The sequence below is a fragment of the Aquimarina sp. MAR_2010_214 genome (assembly GCF_002846555.1).
In the GTDB taxonomy this organism is placed as follows: domain Bacteria; phylum Bacteroidota; class Bacteroidia; order Flavobacteriales; family Flavobacteriaceae; genus Aquimarina.
In genome coordinates, this window is record NZ_PJMS01000001.1 from 4,241,518 (window position 1) to 4,257,500 (window position 15,983).

Consider the following 15,983-nt stretch of genomic DNA (forward strand, 5'->3'; position numbering starts at 1 on the left):
ATATATCACATTATTATGAATAATTTTTTTTATTATATAATTTTTATAGCATTAATGGTTAGTTGTAGCGAAGGGGATATTATTGAAAATGATATCAGTAACTTCACAGCTCCATTAGAGAATTGTTCAAATCAAAATGAAAATACTTTTGTTTTTTTTAAAGTTGATTCTCAAATTAATCAATCTCTTTCTCTTAGTTTTACAAGTACCACTTTTGAATTAAATACTGCCCCAGAAAACCTTACTCAAACCATAGCGCTTAATAGCACCACAAATATCTTAGTACATAGGCAATTTAACACTCAAATTAATGGCGCAGTATATTTTTGTAGTAGTGTTCCTCCTAGTGGTATTACAGTCACTCAAGAATTAAAAAGCTCTAATGGAAATGCTGTAATAAAATATGTTGTAAAAAGTGATACTGCTACAGAAACTATCTATACCAGGACAATAACCCTTACTGATATAACTCTAGAAGGAGCCGGAATTTCAATACGACAAGAATTACTAGAGTTAGGTGAAGATGAGGTTACCGTTCTAAAATAATTATTTTGGGTTTTGAACAATATATACCTCTGTTGCCCCTAGCCCATATTTTCTATAGTTTCCTTCAGAAACTCTTATATTATCATATCTACCAAAAAGGTATTTGAGTTCTTCTTTTAAGATTCCTTGCCCAACCCCATGAATAAAAACTACATTCGGAATACGTTTACTAATTGCAAAATCCAACTGTCTTTTTGCTGTATCCAATTGTAATGTTATCATATCATGATTTGTCATTCCCTTTGTAGACCTAACTATTTTGTTTATGTGTAAATCAACTTCCATAGTTGGTACATCCCGTTCTTTTGGTTTAACTATAGGTCTTTTGGGTTTCTTTTTAAAAACCTCCTTTTCTTGCAAGTTTTTATCAATTTCTTCATAAGAAGGTATAATCATCTCTCCAGATTGAACTTTTACCACTTCGCGAATAAAAAAATTCATATCAAATCCATCCTCTGTTTCAATGGTTACTTCATTGGTAGAAACAGCTATAACTTTACCTGTAATTGGTTCATCCAAAACAGAAACGGTATCTCCTATTTTAATCATAATTACTCTTCTTCTTCAAGGTATGGATCAGAATCGATTTTGGTCTTCGATTTCACATTAGTATTGACAAGAAATACTCCTAACATTAAAAAAACCACTCCAACACTCTGGACATAATAGTTTTTTGTTACCGAAGAAATTTCGCTTATTATTGCAATAGCTCCAATAACTACCAACAATATACTTATGATTTTTTTGATCTTACTATAATTCATTTACCCAAAACTTTTCGTTTCTTTTATTAACCTGATAGTATTATACTATAAAAAAATATTCGAGATTGATTTCTTTTCTAATAATAACTTCAAGATATTTTCTTTCTCCTCAATCCAATACTTTTCTTTACCGTGGCAAAAGTATAAAATAATAGATTTTTGACCCTCCAAATACTTTAAATAACTTAATTATGTATATTGCGGTTAATAATTATAAAGATTTTCGCTCTTGGAGACCTATATGTTACCTTGTCTAAACAAAAAAATTTTTGGTGTTGATTGTTTAGGCTGTGGAATGCAAAGATCCATTTCCCTCCTATTTAGTGGAGATTTTGTTGCTGCGTTTTATATGTATCCTGCGATTTATCCTCTGTTACTATTACTTATCTTTTTGGGATTCAACTTTTTTATCAAATTTAAATATGACAAACTTATAAAAATGAGTCTTATGGTTACTGCCATACTTACTATCATTATAAGTTATGTAATCAAAATGAAAATTATTTTTAACTAATTAATCTAAATTATGGAAAAACAAACATTACCTAATTCTACCCTAATCTTGGTTTTTGGTATTCTATCAATTTTAGGATGCTGTTGTTATGGTGTACTAGGAATTATTCTGGCTATTGTAGCTATAGTACTTGCTAAAAAAGCTACTGCATTGTACAATGAGAACCCAGAATTATATACCGGATATCAAAATGTTAAAACAGGTAAGATACTAGCAATTGTAGGCTTAATATTAAGTATTATTTATTTAGTCTATGTTATTTTCATATTTGCAACAATAGGATATGACGGTTTATTAGAAATGCAAAGAGGAATGATGGAGCAGTACGGAGGATAATCTGTAAATAATTTAATTTTTAAAAAACTGTTCGGAATTATTTTCCGAACAGTTTTTATTTTGAATAAATTCCTTGCCACTATAATTTGGAACAATTCATTAACTATATAGAATCTAACCTATTACAATGCCCTACTAAAAAATTAATTGGTATTGATTGCTTCGGTTGTGGTTTTCAACGAAGTTTTTTATTACTTATTAATGGTAATTTCATAGAGTCATTTCTGATGTACCCTGCACTAATACCATTACTACTAATGTTTGGATACCTAATTGCTCATCTTTTTTTAAGGTTTAAAAAAGGAGCTAAAACCCTTCAATATTTTTATATTTTAAACAGTATACTTATCATTACAAATTATATTATAAAATTCTAATACACTATATGGAAAACAAACAACAATTGCCAAATGCTACGTTGGTATTAATATTCGGAATCGCATCAATAGTAACCTGTTTTTGTTATGGATTTCTAGGGTTGGTATTTGGTATCATTGCATTAGTATTAGCTAAGAAAGCTAAAGAGCTATATCTGACAAATCCTGAATTATACATAGGATATGAAAATCTAAATGCGGGTAGAATTTGTGCTATAATTGGTACTATATTAAGTTCTTTGTACCTATTAATCATTATTGGGTATATTATATTTATAGGTGCTCTAATGCCTTGGTCTGAAATATTAAATCAATAATTTTTTTGCATATAATAAAAAAGGAGGCTATGAAGCCTCCTTTTTTATATAAAATCTTGAATATAGTTTACTATTTTTCAAATTCCTTTATGGTCTTGATAATAATACTCACACAATCCAATAGTTGTTCTCTGTTCATTACTAATGGTGGAGCAAAACGAATAATATTACCATGAGTTGGCTTAGCCAAAAGACCATTTTCTTTAAGTGCTACACAAATATTCCAAGCAGTTTCACTTTCCTCATCATCATTAATCACAATAGCATTGAGCAAACCTTTACCACGAACTAAATTTGCTATTTTGGATTCCTTAATATACTTATCTAGTTCTGATCTAAACAACTGACCTAACTCTTCTGCATTTTCAGCCAATTTTTCATCTCTTACTACTTCTAATGCTGCTATAGCTACTACTGCGGCAACAGGATTACCTCCAAAAGTACTACCATGATTTCCTGGTTTTATAACACTCATTATTGTATCATTAGCCAAAACTCCCGATACAGGATATGCTCCTCCACTTAATGCTTTTCCAAGAATCAAAATATCTGGTTTAACATTTTCATGATCAACCGCTAGTAATTTTCCTGTACGGGCGATTCCTGTCTGAACTTCGTCTGCAATAAATAGTACGTTATGCTTTTCACAAAGAGCTTTGGCTTTAGCCAAAAACCCTTCAGAAGGCACATATACGCCAGCTTCTCCTTGTATAGGCTCTACTAAAAATCCTGCAATGTTCTTATTACTCTCTAGAGCTTGCTCTAAAGCAGACAGGTTATCGTATTCAATTTTTATAAATCCAGCTGTATATGGTCCAAAGTTTTTTCTGGCTACCGGATCATTCGAAAAAGAAATGATTGTAGTAGTTCTTCCATGAAAATTATTTTCACATACAATAATCTGTGCCTCATTTTCTGGAATACCTTTCTTCTCATATGCCCATTTTCTACAAAGTTTCAATGCTGTTTCTACAGCTTCTGCCCCCGTATTCATTGGTAATATTTTGTCAAAACCAAAATACTCAGTTGCAAACTTCTCGTACTCACCAAGTTTATCATTATAAAAGGCTCGCGAGGTTAACGTTAACGTCTGTGCCTGATTAACCATTGCTCCTACTATTTTTGGATGACAATGCCCTTGATTAACTGCAGAATATGCACTTAAAAAATCATAGTACTTTTTACCTTCTACATCCCAAACATACACACCTTCTCCTTTGTTTAAAACAACCGGTAATGGGTGATAATTATGAGCTCCATACTTGTCTTCTAATTCAATTGAATGCTGTGATGACTTTTTCTCTAAAATTGCCATTATTCACGTATTAAAAATAAAACTTTACAATTCCTACTTCGACATAAAGTCTGGGAGAGAAATCATCCTATTGAAGTTGGTTGCAAATTACTAAATATAAGCTTCTTTCTAAAATCTTATTATGATATTTTTCCTGCAATAGAAGATACTTGTAGTTCTAGCCTCTTAATCTCTCTTAATAATGCATTTTTATCCATTTGCATCCATGCAAATAATTTGGTCATTCCCATAATTATTATACAAATCCCCCCTCCTGCAAACCATTTTATAAGTTCGTTGGTATCATCTGTATTCAAAAATTGAATACTACAATAGATCAAAATACCAAAAGCTACTACAGTAGTAATATTCATCATTATCATAAGCCACCTGTGTTTAGTATTAAAAAGCCCTCCTAACATTTCTAGAAGATTTTGTTCATCTAGATCATCATAAAATTTTGCTTCTTCTTTGCTCAATGTTTCTTTAATCAATTGATCTATATTTTTCATTTTATTATCCATGACTTCTTTTTTTTAAAATTAATTTCAGTTTTTCTCTTGCTGTAAACAAACGTGACTTAACGGTACCCGTCGAAACGTTTATGATATCACTTATCTGTTTAATACTATATTCTTCTATGTAAAAAAGGTTAAGTACTAATTGCTGATTATAAGGCAGTTTCTTAATTGAACCTCTTAATAACGCTATGGTGTCTTGATTATCTTGCTCATCATCTTCGGTACGAGACACGTTACAATCTTTATATGTTTGTAAATGTTTCACTTCCTTTTTATGTTTTCGCAACCAATTGATAGCATTTCTGGTTACTATAGTTAATGCCCAACTCCCAAAATTATTAGAATCTCTTAAGCTATTGATTTTTAAAAAAATAGTACTCCAACTATCTTGAGCAATATCTTTTGAGATTTCCATATCTCGTGTATACCAATACGCCTGCTTACATAGTTTTGTATGCCATCTTTTAACAAGAAGAGTTACTGCTTTCTTGCTTCCTGACTGGCATTGTAATACCAACAAAGAGTCAATTGTTTTATTGGTGTTTATCATATTAGCCTTTATATTATAGACGTAGAAATATTAAATAGGTTCATTTTTTTATTTCTTTTTTCTAAGATATATTCAATATTTAATAAGTATATGCTTTCTATTGTTATTTTTGCGCTATGGCAAGGAAAAACAGAAGACAAATTTTTGAGAATATCGAAGTTATAGATGCAGGTGCAAAGGGAAAAAGTATTGGTAAAGCCCCTGACGGAAAGGTGATTTTTATTAATAATGCAGTTCCTGGAGATGTAGTAGATATCCAAACAACCAAAAAACGTAAAGCTTTTTATGAAGGTTCTGCAACTACTTTTCATAAACTATCAGACAAACGTGTTGACCCCACTTGTGAGCATTTTGGAACTTGTGGAGGCTGTAAATGGCAGTTTATGGGCTATGAGCATCAACTAGCATACAAACAAAAAGAGGTAGTAAATAACCTAACTCGATTGGGTAAAATTGAACTGCCAGAAGTAAGTTCTATACTGGGTTCTGAAGATCAATTTTTCTACAGAAATAAAATGGAATTTTCATTTAGTGATAGCCGATGGCTAACTCTTAACGAAATCCAAAGTGACACTGAAATTCAAAATAGAAACGCTTTAGGATTCCATATCCCAGGTATGTGGGATAAAATTCTAGACATCGACAAATGTCACCTACAAGAAGACCCTAGTAATGCTATTCGAAATAAAGTAAAAACCTTTGCTACAGAAAATAATCTACCTTTTTATAATGCAAGGAATCAGCATGGTTTTTTACGTACATTAATGATTAGAATTGCATCTACCGGAGAGATTATGGTTTTGCTTCAATTTTTTCATGAAGATATAGAAAAAAGAACACTATTATTAGATTATATAGTCTCAGAATTCCCTGAAATAACTTCTCTTCAGTATACAATCAACTCCAAAGGTAATGATACCATTTATGATCAAGAGATTATTTGTTACCAAGGAAAGGATTATATTGAAGAAGAAATGGAAGGATTACGGTTTAGAATTAACGCCAAATCTTTTTATCAAACAAATTCTAAACAAGCTTACGAATTATATAAAGTAACTCGAGATTTTGCTAATCTTACGGGAGAAGAATTGGTTTATGACCTATATACAGGAACCGGAACTATAGCCCAATTTGTTGCAAAAAATGCGAAGAAAGTAATTGGCGTAGAAGCTGTTCCTGAAGCTATAGAAGATGCAAAAGAAAATGCAAAACGCAACAGTATTGACAATGTAGAATTCTTCGTTGGTGATATGAAAAAAGTGTTTACCAAAGATTTTATTTCTCAACATGGTCAACCCGAAGTGGTTATTACGGATCCGCCAAGAGATGGAATGCATAAAGATGTAGTAGGGCAATTATTAAACATTTCTCCTCAAAAAATAGTATATGTAAGCTGTAATAGTGCTACACAAGCACGTGATCTTTCACTATTAGATGAGATGTATAAGGTGAGTAAAGTTCAACCCGTTGATATGTTCCCACAAACATATCATGTAGAAAATGTAGTTTTGCTTGAAAAAAGATAAGCATGTTGTGATCAATTTCATACAAAACCCCAGATTCGCAATACACTTATATTTCCTATAAATAAAAAGAGGTTTAACTCTATAATAAATAAAATCGATGAAATATGATATTATCATGTATTTCATCGATTTTTTCATTCATTACATATCTAAACATCCTATTTACACTAAATTCATCAACTCAAAATATTTTATTAGCACATAACCAATCTTTTTAACAAAAAAGTCACTAAGCACTATATTCCAACAACTTACATCGCTTACATAAATTCAAAAATATACGGTTAAACCATAAAAAGTTAACTTAAAAACCATATTTAATATCATGGGTTATTTCCTACATTTGTACTCGAAGATTGCTACTACAATAAATTTTATAGTCAAACCTAAGTTTATCAAAACTAACAGTTATGAGAAATGTAGTAAAAATACCCCTTATCTTCATTCTTCTTATTTTAATTTATTTTTTATTTACTACCGGTTCCAGTGATACTAACCAACATCAAATTAACGTAACCAAAAATCAAGTCGCGCAAGAAGCTATAAAGCAATACAATATTGTTAAACGAAACGGTCCTGGAATGGAGGCATCATTACATGCAGGATTCGTTGCAGAAGCATTCCTTAAAGTTGGGGATTCAGAAAATCATTCTAAATGGACAAAAATAAAAGAACAAGAGGAACGGAATGCAAAAAATGCTAACGTTAACTTACCATAATTTTTCGCTCACAAATCATTTCATTACCTACAAGGCTTACAACAATGATATTATACTTTAAAAAAGAAGAGTTTATAATAAAACTCTTCATAATACCAACTATATGTATTACGATAGTATTAGGAGCTATTTTATACACCTTACACCCTAATGACAGTAGTCAAATTACTACTTCTAAAAAAAGTAATGAAAACACATTTTATTTTCACAAATCCGAGGCATTAACCGCATCATATTCTATAATAAATAGAAGATTACGATCATCAACTATTATTTCTTTTGGAGAAAGTGATAAAGATGTTAGGATCGTTAACGATTCTACATTTACGGTAATTAATTATGTGGATTGGATAAATCATGAAGGAGAAAATAAAAGAAACTATTACAGTTGTACAGTAATTTTTAGCCATAACTGTAAAGCAAAAGCCCGAAATTTAGTTTTTATGGAATAATAACACCCGCTAGATTATGGCAACTTGATGTAGCAATCTTCTACATTTTCTATTGCGGTGGCCGGGGGCTGTAAAAGGTTCCCGGTTTTTAAAACAAAATCAAAACCTTTAAAACTATCATCTATAATCCAAATCTGACTTATGTAGTAACACTCTAACTTTATCTCAGTCCTTTATTTTTGAGAAATAACCTGTATGAATTGGTTTATCTTTTTTATTTTTGGACACGCAAATAGGAATTTGAAACTTATTTTGCGTTAATATTTTTACATTTATCTAATCGTACTTTTATCCTTATAATATAACGGGTAGTTACAAAAAAACCATATACATTAAAATATGGTTGAGATAGAAAAAATACTATATGAGAGTATACAAATATTTATTATTTATAGTAATAGGAGTCTTGGTTCTATATTCAAACTTAAGTTGTGAACGAGATGATATATGTGCAGAAGGTACTCCTACTACGCCTTTTCTAGTCATAAAATTTATTGACTTTGACACAAGTACTGAGGTAAAAACTCCATCAGAACTGCAGGTAAAAGCGGTTGGTATAGAAAACCCTTTTACTTTAGGTACAGTAACAGACTCTATCCTAATACCGCTAAGAAATGATGTATCGATCACTGATTATGAATTTACTATAAATTCTAACACCACTAATAATAGTGAAACTGATCCTCTTCCTAATAAAGATATTATAAGCTTTCAATACACACCTGAAGAAGAATATGTAAGTAGTGCTTGTGGATTTAAGGTCAATTATAAAGGCCTTACTGTATCTCCACCAGAAGTAGGAGATGATGGAACCTGGATCAAAAATATAACAATACAAAGAGAGAACGTTACCGATGAAGCAACTGCGCACGTATTTATTTTTCATTAGCATCTTGATTACAGGCCATTTCTATGGGCAAGAAGAATCAAAAGTTAGTACAAGAGATACTCTTCCTCCTGCAGAAAAGTATGGTTTTAGAGCAGGAGTTGACCTAGGTCGATTAATCCGAACAGCAGTTGATGATAATTATTCTGGATTCGAAATTATTGGAGATTACAGATTTTATAAGAAGTTCTATCTCGCTGCCGAAATAGGTAATGAATCCTTATTAAGAGATGAAGAAAACATTAATACAGAAGGCTCTGGAAGTTATGCCAGAATTGGTATCGATTATAACATATATGATAATTGGTATGGAATGCAAAACAGTATCTATGTAGGATTACGCTATGGTTTTTCTACTTTTGATCAAACATTGAATGATTACTCTATTTTTACGAGCACAAATTATTTTGGGCCTAATCGAATAACAGAAAGCGTCAAATCTGATGGTTTAAATGCTAGCTGGATTGAATTAGTTCTTGGTATTAAAGTTGAGCTTATAAATAACCTATATCTGGGAGCCAATGTATCTCTTAGAAATCTTGTAAGTGAAAAAAAACCTGATAGATTTGATAACTTATATATCCCGGGATTTGGGCGTACTAACGATTTTAGTAATATCGGTGTTGGCTATGGATATTCTATAAGTTATCTGATTCCATTTTTTAAGAAAAGAAAATAATAGTGATAATCAATCCTCCCTATTTATCTATGTAATTTCATAAGAGTCTGGCTTCAAAATAGTTTTAAGACAAATCATTATATGATATAGTTAGTTTTATTAGGTATAGATAACAATAATTCTATTCTATCAGAGATGTATTTGCTTAATCTTACAACTTTTATACGCTCTCGTAAATTTCCAATTATAATAATGTGCAATTATCAAAAACCCTGTTGCTAAAAAATGTAATATCCTTTCTATAAAATGATTTTCTATTAAAAATCCAATGGTAAAAAGAACTAATGTCGTTAGATACAAAAAAACTGGTAATGGTTTACCATGATATTTTTTATATCCATTATATATTGCAAACATTGCAATCATCAGGCTAGCTCCTATTAAAAAAACCTCATAGAATTCATCGGTTAGAAAAACAAGGCCCATCAAAGGAAAAAAAGCTATAACAATTGGTAAAAATATACAATGAAGCATACACAAAAATGATGCTAAAAACCCTATAAAATCCAAATTTACGCGTATTGTTTTATGTATCATAAAAATATAAAATTGACTAATTGCAATAAACCTTATCTTGATTATTTAGAATAATAACTACTTAACTCTTCTCGATTGTTAGCTTTACTATTAAATACTTTTTTTTATCATAACTAAAAAAATGGTAAAGTAGCAAGCATATTTTTTTGTAGTTTTAAGTATTAAATTTCACTAAAGCAATAATGTTGCAATAATACGAAAAATTAGTTTTTAGTTATATTTTGAGAATGAAAAAAACCAGGAATACACAAAAACAGGATTTTGTTATTGACATACTTACCAATGCAAAGCATACAATGTCGGTAGAAGCCATTTTGAAAGAAATGCCTATAAAAGTTAATAAAACCACCATATATAGAATCTTAGAGCGGTTTACAGAAAAAGGGAAAGTACATTTTGTAACTGGTGAAGATGGCAAAGCATATTATGCGCTTTGTAATGATTGTGATATCAAACATGAAATGCACAATCATATTCATTTTCAATGCAAATCTTGTAAAAAAGTAACTTGTTTGCCTCATAAAATAGAGGTTCCAGAACTTAAAAACTTTGAAATACAAGAAATTCAATTCCTAATGATAGGGATTTGTGATTCGTGTATAAACTAGAAATTAATTTTGATACTTTGCTTTTTTACTTCCTGCATACATTTCATATTTAACTAACCTAGCTTCTAACTTTCCATTAAATACTTTTATTTTTCTGGATGGTCGAAGTCCTACATGTTTTAATGCTTCAAGATTTGCTGTAATAAACCAGGCATTGGTTCCTGGATAATTTTGCTTAAGGGTATCTCCTATTTGAGAATAAAACTCTTCTATATTTACTTCTAACCGTTCGTCATACGGAGGGTTAAATACAATATGAAGCGGTCCTTCGACTTCTTTTTCAGATTCAAAGAAATCTCCTTCTTTTACTTTTATAAAATCAGTAAGGTTGGCGTTTTCTATATTAACATTTGCTTTTCTAACGGCAGAATATTCCTTATCAATTCCGATTATTGAATGATGGAAATCTCTGGTTTTGTTTAAGCAAGCTTCTTCTATTTTTTCAAATAGATCTAAATCCCAATCCAGCCATTTTTCGAAAGCAAATTCTTTACGGTTTATATTTGCAGGAATATTACAAGCAATCATAGCTGCTTCGATAGCCATAGTACCACTCCCACACATAGGGTCTAGAAAGTCACTTTGCCCATCCCAACCAGAAAGCAATAACAAGCCAGCTGCCAGAACTTCATTAATCGGTGCAATATTAGTCGCTGTACGGTATCCTCTATGATGTAATGAACCGCCAGAACTATCTAATGATACTGTGCATAGGTCACGTTGGATATGAATATCAATCGAAAGATCAGGATGTTCTGTATCTACATTTGGTCTCTCCCCCGTTTTTTCTCTAAACTGATCTACAATTGCATCTTTTGTCTTTAATGCAATAAACTTAGAGTGGCTAAAAATGGTAGAATTAACTGTAGCAGAAACAGCAAAAGTATCTTCTAAACTTAAATACTCTTGCCATTGTATACTTTGAACAAAATCGTAAATATCTTTTTCGTTTCTTACTTTCTTGGAAATAATTGGTTTTAAAATTTTTACTGCAGTTCTTAAACATAGATTTGCCTTATACATAAAACCTGTATCGCCATAAAAGCTAACCATGCGATTTCCAATTTCTACTTTTTGAGCACCTATTTTTCTAAGCTCATTTGCAAGAACTTCTTCAAAACCAAAAAGGGTTTTGGCAACCATTTTAAACGAATTACTCACTATCTTTATTTTCGACACGAAGGTATTTAAATTTTTAAGTGTAAAGGTTTAAAACTTTAAACGACTTCTATAATTAAACCGTAAAAATACACTAATTTTGCGCCCTATGCTAAAAGATTCAACAATGTGGTATGCATCATGGTTTGACACACCATACTATCATATCTTATATAAAGATAGAAATCACACTGAGGCTAAAGACTTTATGGATAATATCACTAAGTATCTAAGCTTAGAAGCTGGTGAAAAAATTTTGGATTTAGCTTGCGGTAAAGGTCGACATAGTATCTATTTAAATACATTAGGTTATGATGTGACTGGTGTAGATCTCTCTAAAAATAGTATTGAGTATGCTTCGCAATTTGAGAATGAAACATTAAAGTTTAAGGTTCACGATATGTGCCAACCGTATTCTGAGAAATTCTCTGCTGTTTTTAATCTTTTTACCAGCTTTGGCTACTTTGACAAAGAAGAAGATAATCTAAATACGATTAAAGCAATTAAATCAGATTTAAATGAAAAAGGATTTGGCGTTATTGATTTTATGAATGTTGATTATATCATTAATAATCTAGTTGCCGAAGAAACAAAAGAAGTTAATAACATCTCATTTAATATTAAGAGATATTGTCAAGACGGATATATCTTTAAAGAAATCAGATTTAGAGATAATGATGAAGACTTTTTATTTACCGAACGTGTTAAGAGCATTACACTAAATGATTTTGAAAATTATTTTGAAAATGCCAATATAAATTTGTTGGATATTTTTGGCAATTACCAACTTCAGAAATTTGATAAAACTACTTCGCCAAGACTCATATTAATTTTTAAATAGTGTACAACTATATATTATCCATAACCGCTGTATTTATAGGAGCTTTATTAGTTTTTATTTTTAAAACTTCTAATCAAAAGAGTTTAAAACTACTTTTAGCTTTTAGTGGTGCTTTTCTTCTTGCGATCACCATTTTTGATTTATTACCAGAGGTATTTGAAGATAACCCCTTTGCAAAACGCACTGGTGTTTGGATTATGATCGGTATTCTTCTTCAAAAAGTGCTAGAATATTTCTCTAAAGGAGCAGAACATGGACACATACACCTTAATAAAGAGACTCGACAGATTCCAAAATTACTATTCATTAGTTTAGGTTTGCATGCTATACTCGAAGGGTTTCCGATACATCATACAGATGGAATTCTGTTAGGTATAATTATACATAAAATTCCGATTGCAATGATTTTGACTACTTTTTTATTAAATACCAAAATCAAAAAGTCTGTCATTATTATATCATTGACTCTCTTTGCGCTAATGACTCCTCTGGGGACTTTTATTGCTGAAAATTTCACTATGGTACAGAGTTATTATAAAGAAATTACGGCATTGGTTATTGGTATATTTCTGCATGTATCTACTACTATTCTGTTTGAAAGCAATGAAGGCCATAAATTTAATATAACGAAGCTTATGGTTATTCTTATAGCTACTATTACAGCATATCTTATATAATGTTTAGCAAATCAGAATCAAAACAAATACGTCAGGAATTCTGGACCAATTTTGGTAAAGAATACCCTCGTAAATGGCTTTTGTATAATACCAAAATTAAAGATGTAACTCTCAAATTTACATTTACTACAAAAAAAGCTCAAGTATCTATTGATATCGAACCCACTGATGAGATAATCAAGGCATATTATTATGATAAATTCATTAGTTTAAAAAAGATTCTCACATCTGAATTCATAGAGGATATTATCTATAATAAGTTCTATGAACTTGATAACGGTAAAATTGTATCTCGCATATATGTAGAGATCGATAATGTAAGTATTCATAATAGAAAGACTTGGACAGAAACTATGATCTTTTTATCAAAAAACATGGCCAAACTTGAAGAATTCTTCTTGGAATATAAAGAATATATTAGTGACTAAATTTGGCTACTAAAAGTATATGATAATCAATTTATCCGGCGCACAGTCTTTCTTAAGAATTACTATATCCCACTAAAAAATTAAAGCCAGCTAGATTTCATCATTCATATAGCATATCTCTTTTTAATTAAAATGGCTAAGTTCTAATTAGAATATGTTTTATCTTTACTTTATAAAAACGGAGAAATGATACCAGAAGATTTTAGAGATTTTTTCATTAGTTCATCGGCTTTGGTTCAATCAGAAATTGTTTCCACATTATTGGAGATCTCTACTGAGGGTTCAGCCCTGATTGATAGCAATCAGAGTAAAGCCATAAGCTGTCCTCATTGTAAGTGCAATAAAATTAAGGCTAATGGTAAGCTCAAAGGAGTACAGCGCTATGTTTGTAATACTTGTCATAAAAACTTTAGTGAAACTACCGGTAAGTTCTGGTACAACCTCAAGAAGAAAGACAAAGTTAATCGTTATTTATTCTGTTTACTCTCTGGATATAGTATTCGCAAGAGTGCCAAAGAAACAGGGATTTCTATTCAGACTTCTTTTGATTGGAGGCACAAATTACTTGTCTCCTTTGGGAGCGTAAGTGTGGATGAATTCCAAGGAATCCTAGAGAGTGATGATCTTTTCTTTGCTTACTCTGAAAAAGGGAATCGAAATTTGGATCGTCCTGCTAGAAAACGTGGCGCAAAGGCAAGTAAAGCTGGTCTCAGTAATGAAAAAGTAGCTGTGATAGCCAGTTGTGACCGATCAGGGAACAAAGATTTCAAAGTAGCTACCAGAGGTCGCATTAGTAAAAGTGACTTGGAGACTATATTACAAGGGAAGTTGGCTAAAGTAGAAACCCTTTGTAGCGACAGTCACAGAAGCTATACTGCATTTGCAAAAGACAAGAAGGTAGCACACAAAAAATTTAATGCTTCGAAGGGTCAAAGAGCTGTTGACAAAATATATCACGTACAAAATGTGAATAATATGGATATGCGTCTAAGGAAATTTATGGAGCCCTTCAATGGAGTGGCAACAAAATACCTTCAGAATTATCTGAATTGGTTTTTAGTCTTAGAAAAAATAAAAAATTCAACCAGTAAAATGGCAACCGTAGCAGCTATAGCCTTTGCTTCCAATACTGCCTGGATGGAATTTAAAAACATAGTAGTAAATAATATGCTTTTTAGAACTTAGCCATTAAAATCTGATATACAGACGGATAGACATAATTATAGCCTATCTAAGAATCTAAACAGGTCATTTGAACAAAAAGTAAGTTTAGGACTACATTACAAAATAAATAAATAATAAATTTCATTGTTTAATCATGATTTTATGCATTTAAACCGATTATTTGTTGATTTTTTAATATATTTAGAGACCCCTAATCTATGCTAAACAATGAAGACTGTCAAAATTAAGAAGTATTACATATGTTTACTATGTATAAATTTGCTTTATTCCATTGCCTACACCCAACAATATGAAGAAATGTCATTTTCGGAAATAGAAAATGTAATTATCCATACTGAAGATCATTTAAATTCGACAATAAGAAGAGCCAATGGCATCATGATTATTGAAACAATAATTGATATTTCTGAAAAATTTAATCCTAAACAAGAATATTATTTAAAAGGATACTCATACAATTTACTTGGTAAAATTCACTTTTCTACTAAAGATTATAAAGAAGCACTTAGAAACTATAAAATTGCAGAATTATTCTTAAAAGAACTTGAAGGATTTTCTGAACTAGCTATAGATATAAATAATAATATCGCCTTGGTATACATAAACGGATTTAATAAGCCCAAAAAAGCACTTAAAAGAATAAAACATATCTATGAAAAATCTGATAATTTAAATAAAAACTCCCAACACATTTTGGCGTTAAACTTGGCAGATATTTATATAAAAACAAAAAACTACAATAAAGCTTATCATCTATTAGAAAAATGCAAGAAGTATTTTGTTAACCAACAACAACACTCTTCAAAATTGGCCACTACATATAGCAGTTACGGTGAATATTATTATCATAACAAAAGATATAATACTGCTATAAAATATTATGAGTTAGCTGCTACCATTGCAGAAAAAAATCAATTGTTTAGGCAAGCAATGACTATTTACAAACAGTATGAAAATTTATTAGTTAAAATCGGTAAAGAGGATAAGGCATATTCAATTCTAAAAAAATATACTAAACACCATCAAACAGCACTAGACATAGAAAAATTAGAAGCCGAACAATATAAA

Annotated in this window: 23 protein-coding genes (1 of these 23 running past the window's edge); 16 read left to right on the forward strand and 7 right to left on the reverse strand. The window is 30.7% G+C overall.

The features are described 5' to 3' along the window. Window positions 1-15: 15 nt before the first annotated feature. On the forward strand, window positions 16-546 hold the full coding sequence (locus ATE84_RS18290; RefSeq protein ID WP_101449334.1) for a hypothetical protein: 531 nt from the start codon (window positions 16-18) through the stop codon (window positions 544-546). Here ATE84_RS18290 and ATE84_RS18295 read toward each other — a convergent pair whose 3' ends face one another. Both ATE84_RS18295 and ATE84_RS18300 read right to left on the reverse strand, forming a co-directional pair. Next, the gene (locus ATE84_RS18295) at window positions 547-1,095 is read right to left on the reverse strand and encodes a DNA mismatch repair protein MutS (RefSeq protein WP_101449335.1); all 549 of its coding nucleotides are present in this window, start codon (window positions 1,093-1,095) and stop codon (window positions 547-549) included. 2 nt (window positions 1,096-1,097) lie between these two features. Further along, complete coding sequence (locus ATE84_RS18300; RefSeq protein ID WP_101449336.1) at window positions 1,098-1,310, reverse strand: hypothetical protein; 213 nt, start codon at window positions 1,308-1,310, stop codon at window positions 1,098-1,100. Window positions 1,311-1,605: 295 nt separating this feature from the next. Between ATE84_RS18300 and ATE84_RS18305 the strand changes: the two genes are divergently transcribed. From ATE84_RS18305 to ATE84_RS18320, 4 genes are all read left to right on the forward strand, one after another. Then, window positions 1,606-1,824 (forward strand): DUF2752 domain-containing protein, encoded by a 219-nt coding sequence (locus ATE84_RS18305; protein ID WP_369828534.1) that lies wholly within the window; start codon window positions 1,606-1,608, stop codon window positions 1,822-1,824. A gap of 12 nt (window positions 1,825-1,836) precedes the next feature. Next, window positions 1,837-2,160: a CCC motif membrane protein gene (locus tag ATE84_RS18310; RefSeq protein ID WP_101449338.1), complete on the forward strand. Its 324-nt coding sequence runs from the start codon at window positions 1,837-1,839 to the stop codon at window positions 2,158-2,160. 86 nt (window positions 2,161-2,246) lie between these two features. Continuing rightward, on the forward strand, window positions 2,247-2,537 hold the full coding sequence (locus tag ATE84_RS26815; RefSeq protein ID WP_158237292.1) for a DUF2752 domain-containing protein: 291 nt from the start codon (window positions 2,247-2,249) through the stop codon (window positions 2,535-2,537). Window positions 2,538-2,545: 8 nt separating this feature from the next. Beyond that, window positions 2,546-2,854, forward strand: coding sequence for a CCC motif membrane protein (locus tag ATE84_RS18320; protein WP_101449340.1), 309 nt, complete (start codon window positions 2,546-2,548; stop codon window positions 2,852-2,854). 70 nt (window positions 2,855-2,924) lie between these two features. Here ATE84_RS18320 and rocD read toward each other — a convergent pair whose 3' ends face one another. The 3 genes from rocD to ATE84_RS18335 all read right to left on the reverse strand — a co-directional run bounded on the left by rocD (window position 2,925) and on the right by ATE84_RS18335 (window position 5,219). Further along, window positions 2,925-4,169 (reverse strand): ornithine--oxo-acid transaminase, encoded by a 1,245-nt coding sequence (gene rocD / locus ATE84_RS18325; RefSeq protein ID WP_101449341.1) that lies wholly within the window; start codon window positions 4,167-4,169, stop codon window positions 2,925-2,927. 119 nt (window positions 4,170-4,288) lie between these two features. Next, window positions 4,289-4,672 carry a DUF6768 family protein gene (locus tag ATE84_RS18330; RefSeq protein WP_101449342.1) on the reverse strand — a complete coding sequence of 128 codons (384 nt, stop codon included), beginning with the start codon at window positions 4,670-4,672 and terminating at the stop codon, window positions 4,289-4,291. Next, entirely contained in the window at window positions 4,665-5,219 is a 555-nt protein-coding gene (locus ATE84_RS18335; RefSeq protein WP_101449343.1) for an RNA polymerase sigma factor, read from the reverse strand. The genes ATE84_RS18330 and ATE84_RS18335 overlap by 8 nt, the downstream gene beginning before the upstream one ends. Before the next feature lie 116 nt (window positions 5,220-5,335). Here ATE84_RS18335 and rlmD point away from each other — a divergent pair, with 116 nt between their 5' ends. The 5 genes from rlmD to ATE84_RS18360 all read left to right on the forward strand — a co-directional run bounded on the left by rlmD (window position 5,336) and on the right by ATE84_RS18360 (window position 9,481). Then, window positions 5,336-6,745, forward strand: coding sequence for a 23S rRNA (uracil(1939)-C(5))-methyltransferase RlmD (rlmD, locus tag ATE84_RS18340; RefSeq protein WP_101449344.1), 1,410 nt, complete (start codon window positions 5,336-5,338; stop codon window positions 6,743-6,745). 410 nt (window positions 6,746-7,155) lie between these two features. After that, complete coding sequence (locus ATE84_RS18345) at window positions 7,156-7,464, forward strand: hypothetical protein (RefSeq protein ID WP_101449345.1); 309 nt, start codon at window positions 7,156-7,158, stop codon at window positions 7,462-7,464. A 44-nt stretch (window positions 7,465-7,508) separates the two neighbouring features. Further along, window positions 7,509-7,916 carry a hypothetical protein gene (locus ATE84_RS18350; protein ID WP_101449346.1) on the forward strand — a complete coding sequence of 136 codons (408 nt, stop codon included), beginning with the start codon at window positions 7,509-7,511 and terminating at the stop codon, window positions 7,914-7,916. Between the two features lie 364 nt (window positions 7,917-8,280). Beyond that, a complete protein-coding gene (locus tag ATE84_RS18355; RefSeq protein ID WP_101449347.1) occupies window positions 8,281-8,805 on the forward strand; it encodes a DUF6452 family protein in 525 nt (174 codons plus the stop codon). Beyond that, window positions 8,771-9,481: a DUF6048 family protein gene (locus tag ATE84_RS18360; protein ID WP_101449348.1), complete on the forward strand. Its 711-nt coding sequence runs from the start codon at window positions 8,771-8,773 to the stop codon at window positions 9,479-9,481. The genes ATE84_RS18355 and ATE84_RS18360 overlap by 35 nt, the downstream gene beginning before the upstream one ends. A gap of 129 nt (window positions 9,482-9,610) precedes the next feature. On the opposite strand, the gene ATE84_RS18365 is transcribed toward ATE84_RS18360, so the two are convergent. Further along, window positions 9,611-10,018, reverse strand: coding sequence for a MerC domain-containing protein (locus tag ATE84_RS18365; protein WP_101449349.1), 408 nt, complete (start codon window positions 10,016-10,018; stop codon window positions 9,611-9,613). 227 nt (window positions 10,019-10,245) lie between these two features. Here ATE84_RS18365 and ATE84_RS18370 point away from each other — a divergent pair, with 227 nt between their 5' ends. Next, window positions 10,246-10,626 carry a Fur family transcriptional regulator gene (locus tag ATE84_RS18370; RefSeq protein WP_101449350.1) on the forward strand — a complete coding sequence of 127 codons (381 nt, stop codon included), beginning with the start codon at window positions 10,246-10,248 and terminating at the stop codon, window positions 10,624-10,626. A gap of 3 nt (window positions 10,627-10,629) precedes the next feature. Here ATE84_RS18370 and ATE84_RS18375 read toward each other — a convergent pair whose 3' ends face one another. Next, a complete protein-coding gene (locus ATE84_RS18375) occupies window positions 10,630-11,787 on the reverse strand; it encodes a class I SAM-dependent RNA methyltransferase (protein WP_233195841.1) in 1,158 nt (385 codons plus the stop codon). Window positions 11,788-11,893: 106 nt separating this feature from the next. Here ATE84_RS18375 and ATE84_RS18380 point away from each other — a divergent pair, with 106 nt between their 5' ends. The 5 genes from ATE84_RS18380 to ATE84_RS18400 form a co-directional block, all read left to right on the forward strand. Continuing rightward, a complete protein-coding gene (locus ATE84_RS18380; protein WP_101449352.1) occupies window positions 11,894-12,625 on the forward strand; it encodes a class I SAM-dependent methyltransferase in 732 nt (243 codons plus the stop codon). Continuing rightward, a complete protein-coding gene (locus tag ATE84_RS18385; RefSeq protein ID WP_199176894.1) occupies window positions 12,625-13,302 on the forward strand; it encodes a ZIP family metal transporter in 678 nt (225 codons plus the stop codon). Before ATE84_RS18380 ends, ATE84_RS18385 begins: the two co-directional genes overlap by 1 nt. Continuing rightward, complete coding sequence (locus ATE84_RS18390; RefSeq protein ID WP_101449354.1) at window positions 13,302-13,730, forward strand: DUF4268 domain-containing protein; 429 nt, start codon at window positions 13,302-13,304, stop codon at window positions 13,728-13,730. The genes ATE84_RS18385 and ATE84_RS18390 overlap by 1 nt, the downstream gene beginning before the upstream one ends. A gap of 186 nt (window positions 13,731-13,916) precedes the next feature. Continuing rightward, window positions 13,917-14,915 (forward strand): IS1595 family transposase, encoded by a 999-nt coding sequence (locus tag ATE84_RS18395; protein ID WP_101444842.1) that lies wholly within the window; start codon window positions 13,917-13,919, stop codon window positions 14,913-14,915. A gap of 297 nt (window positions 14,916-15,212) precedes the next feature. Continuing rightward, on the forward strand, window positions 15,213-15,983 hold the beginning of the coding sequence (locus ATE84_RS18400) for an ATP-binding protein (protein WP_158237293.1). Its footprint extends 1,356 nt past the window's final position; 771 of the gene's 2,127 nt are visible here — the first part of the coding sequence; it begins with the start codon at window positions 15,213-15,215; its stop codon lies off the right edge, out of view.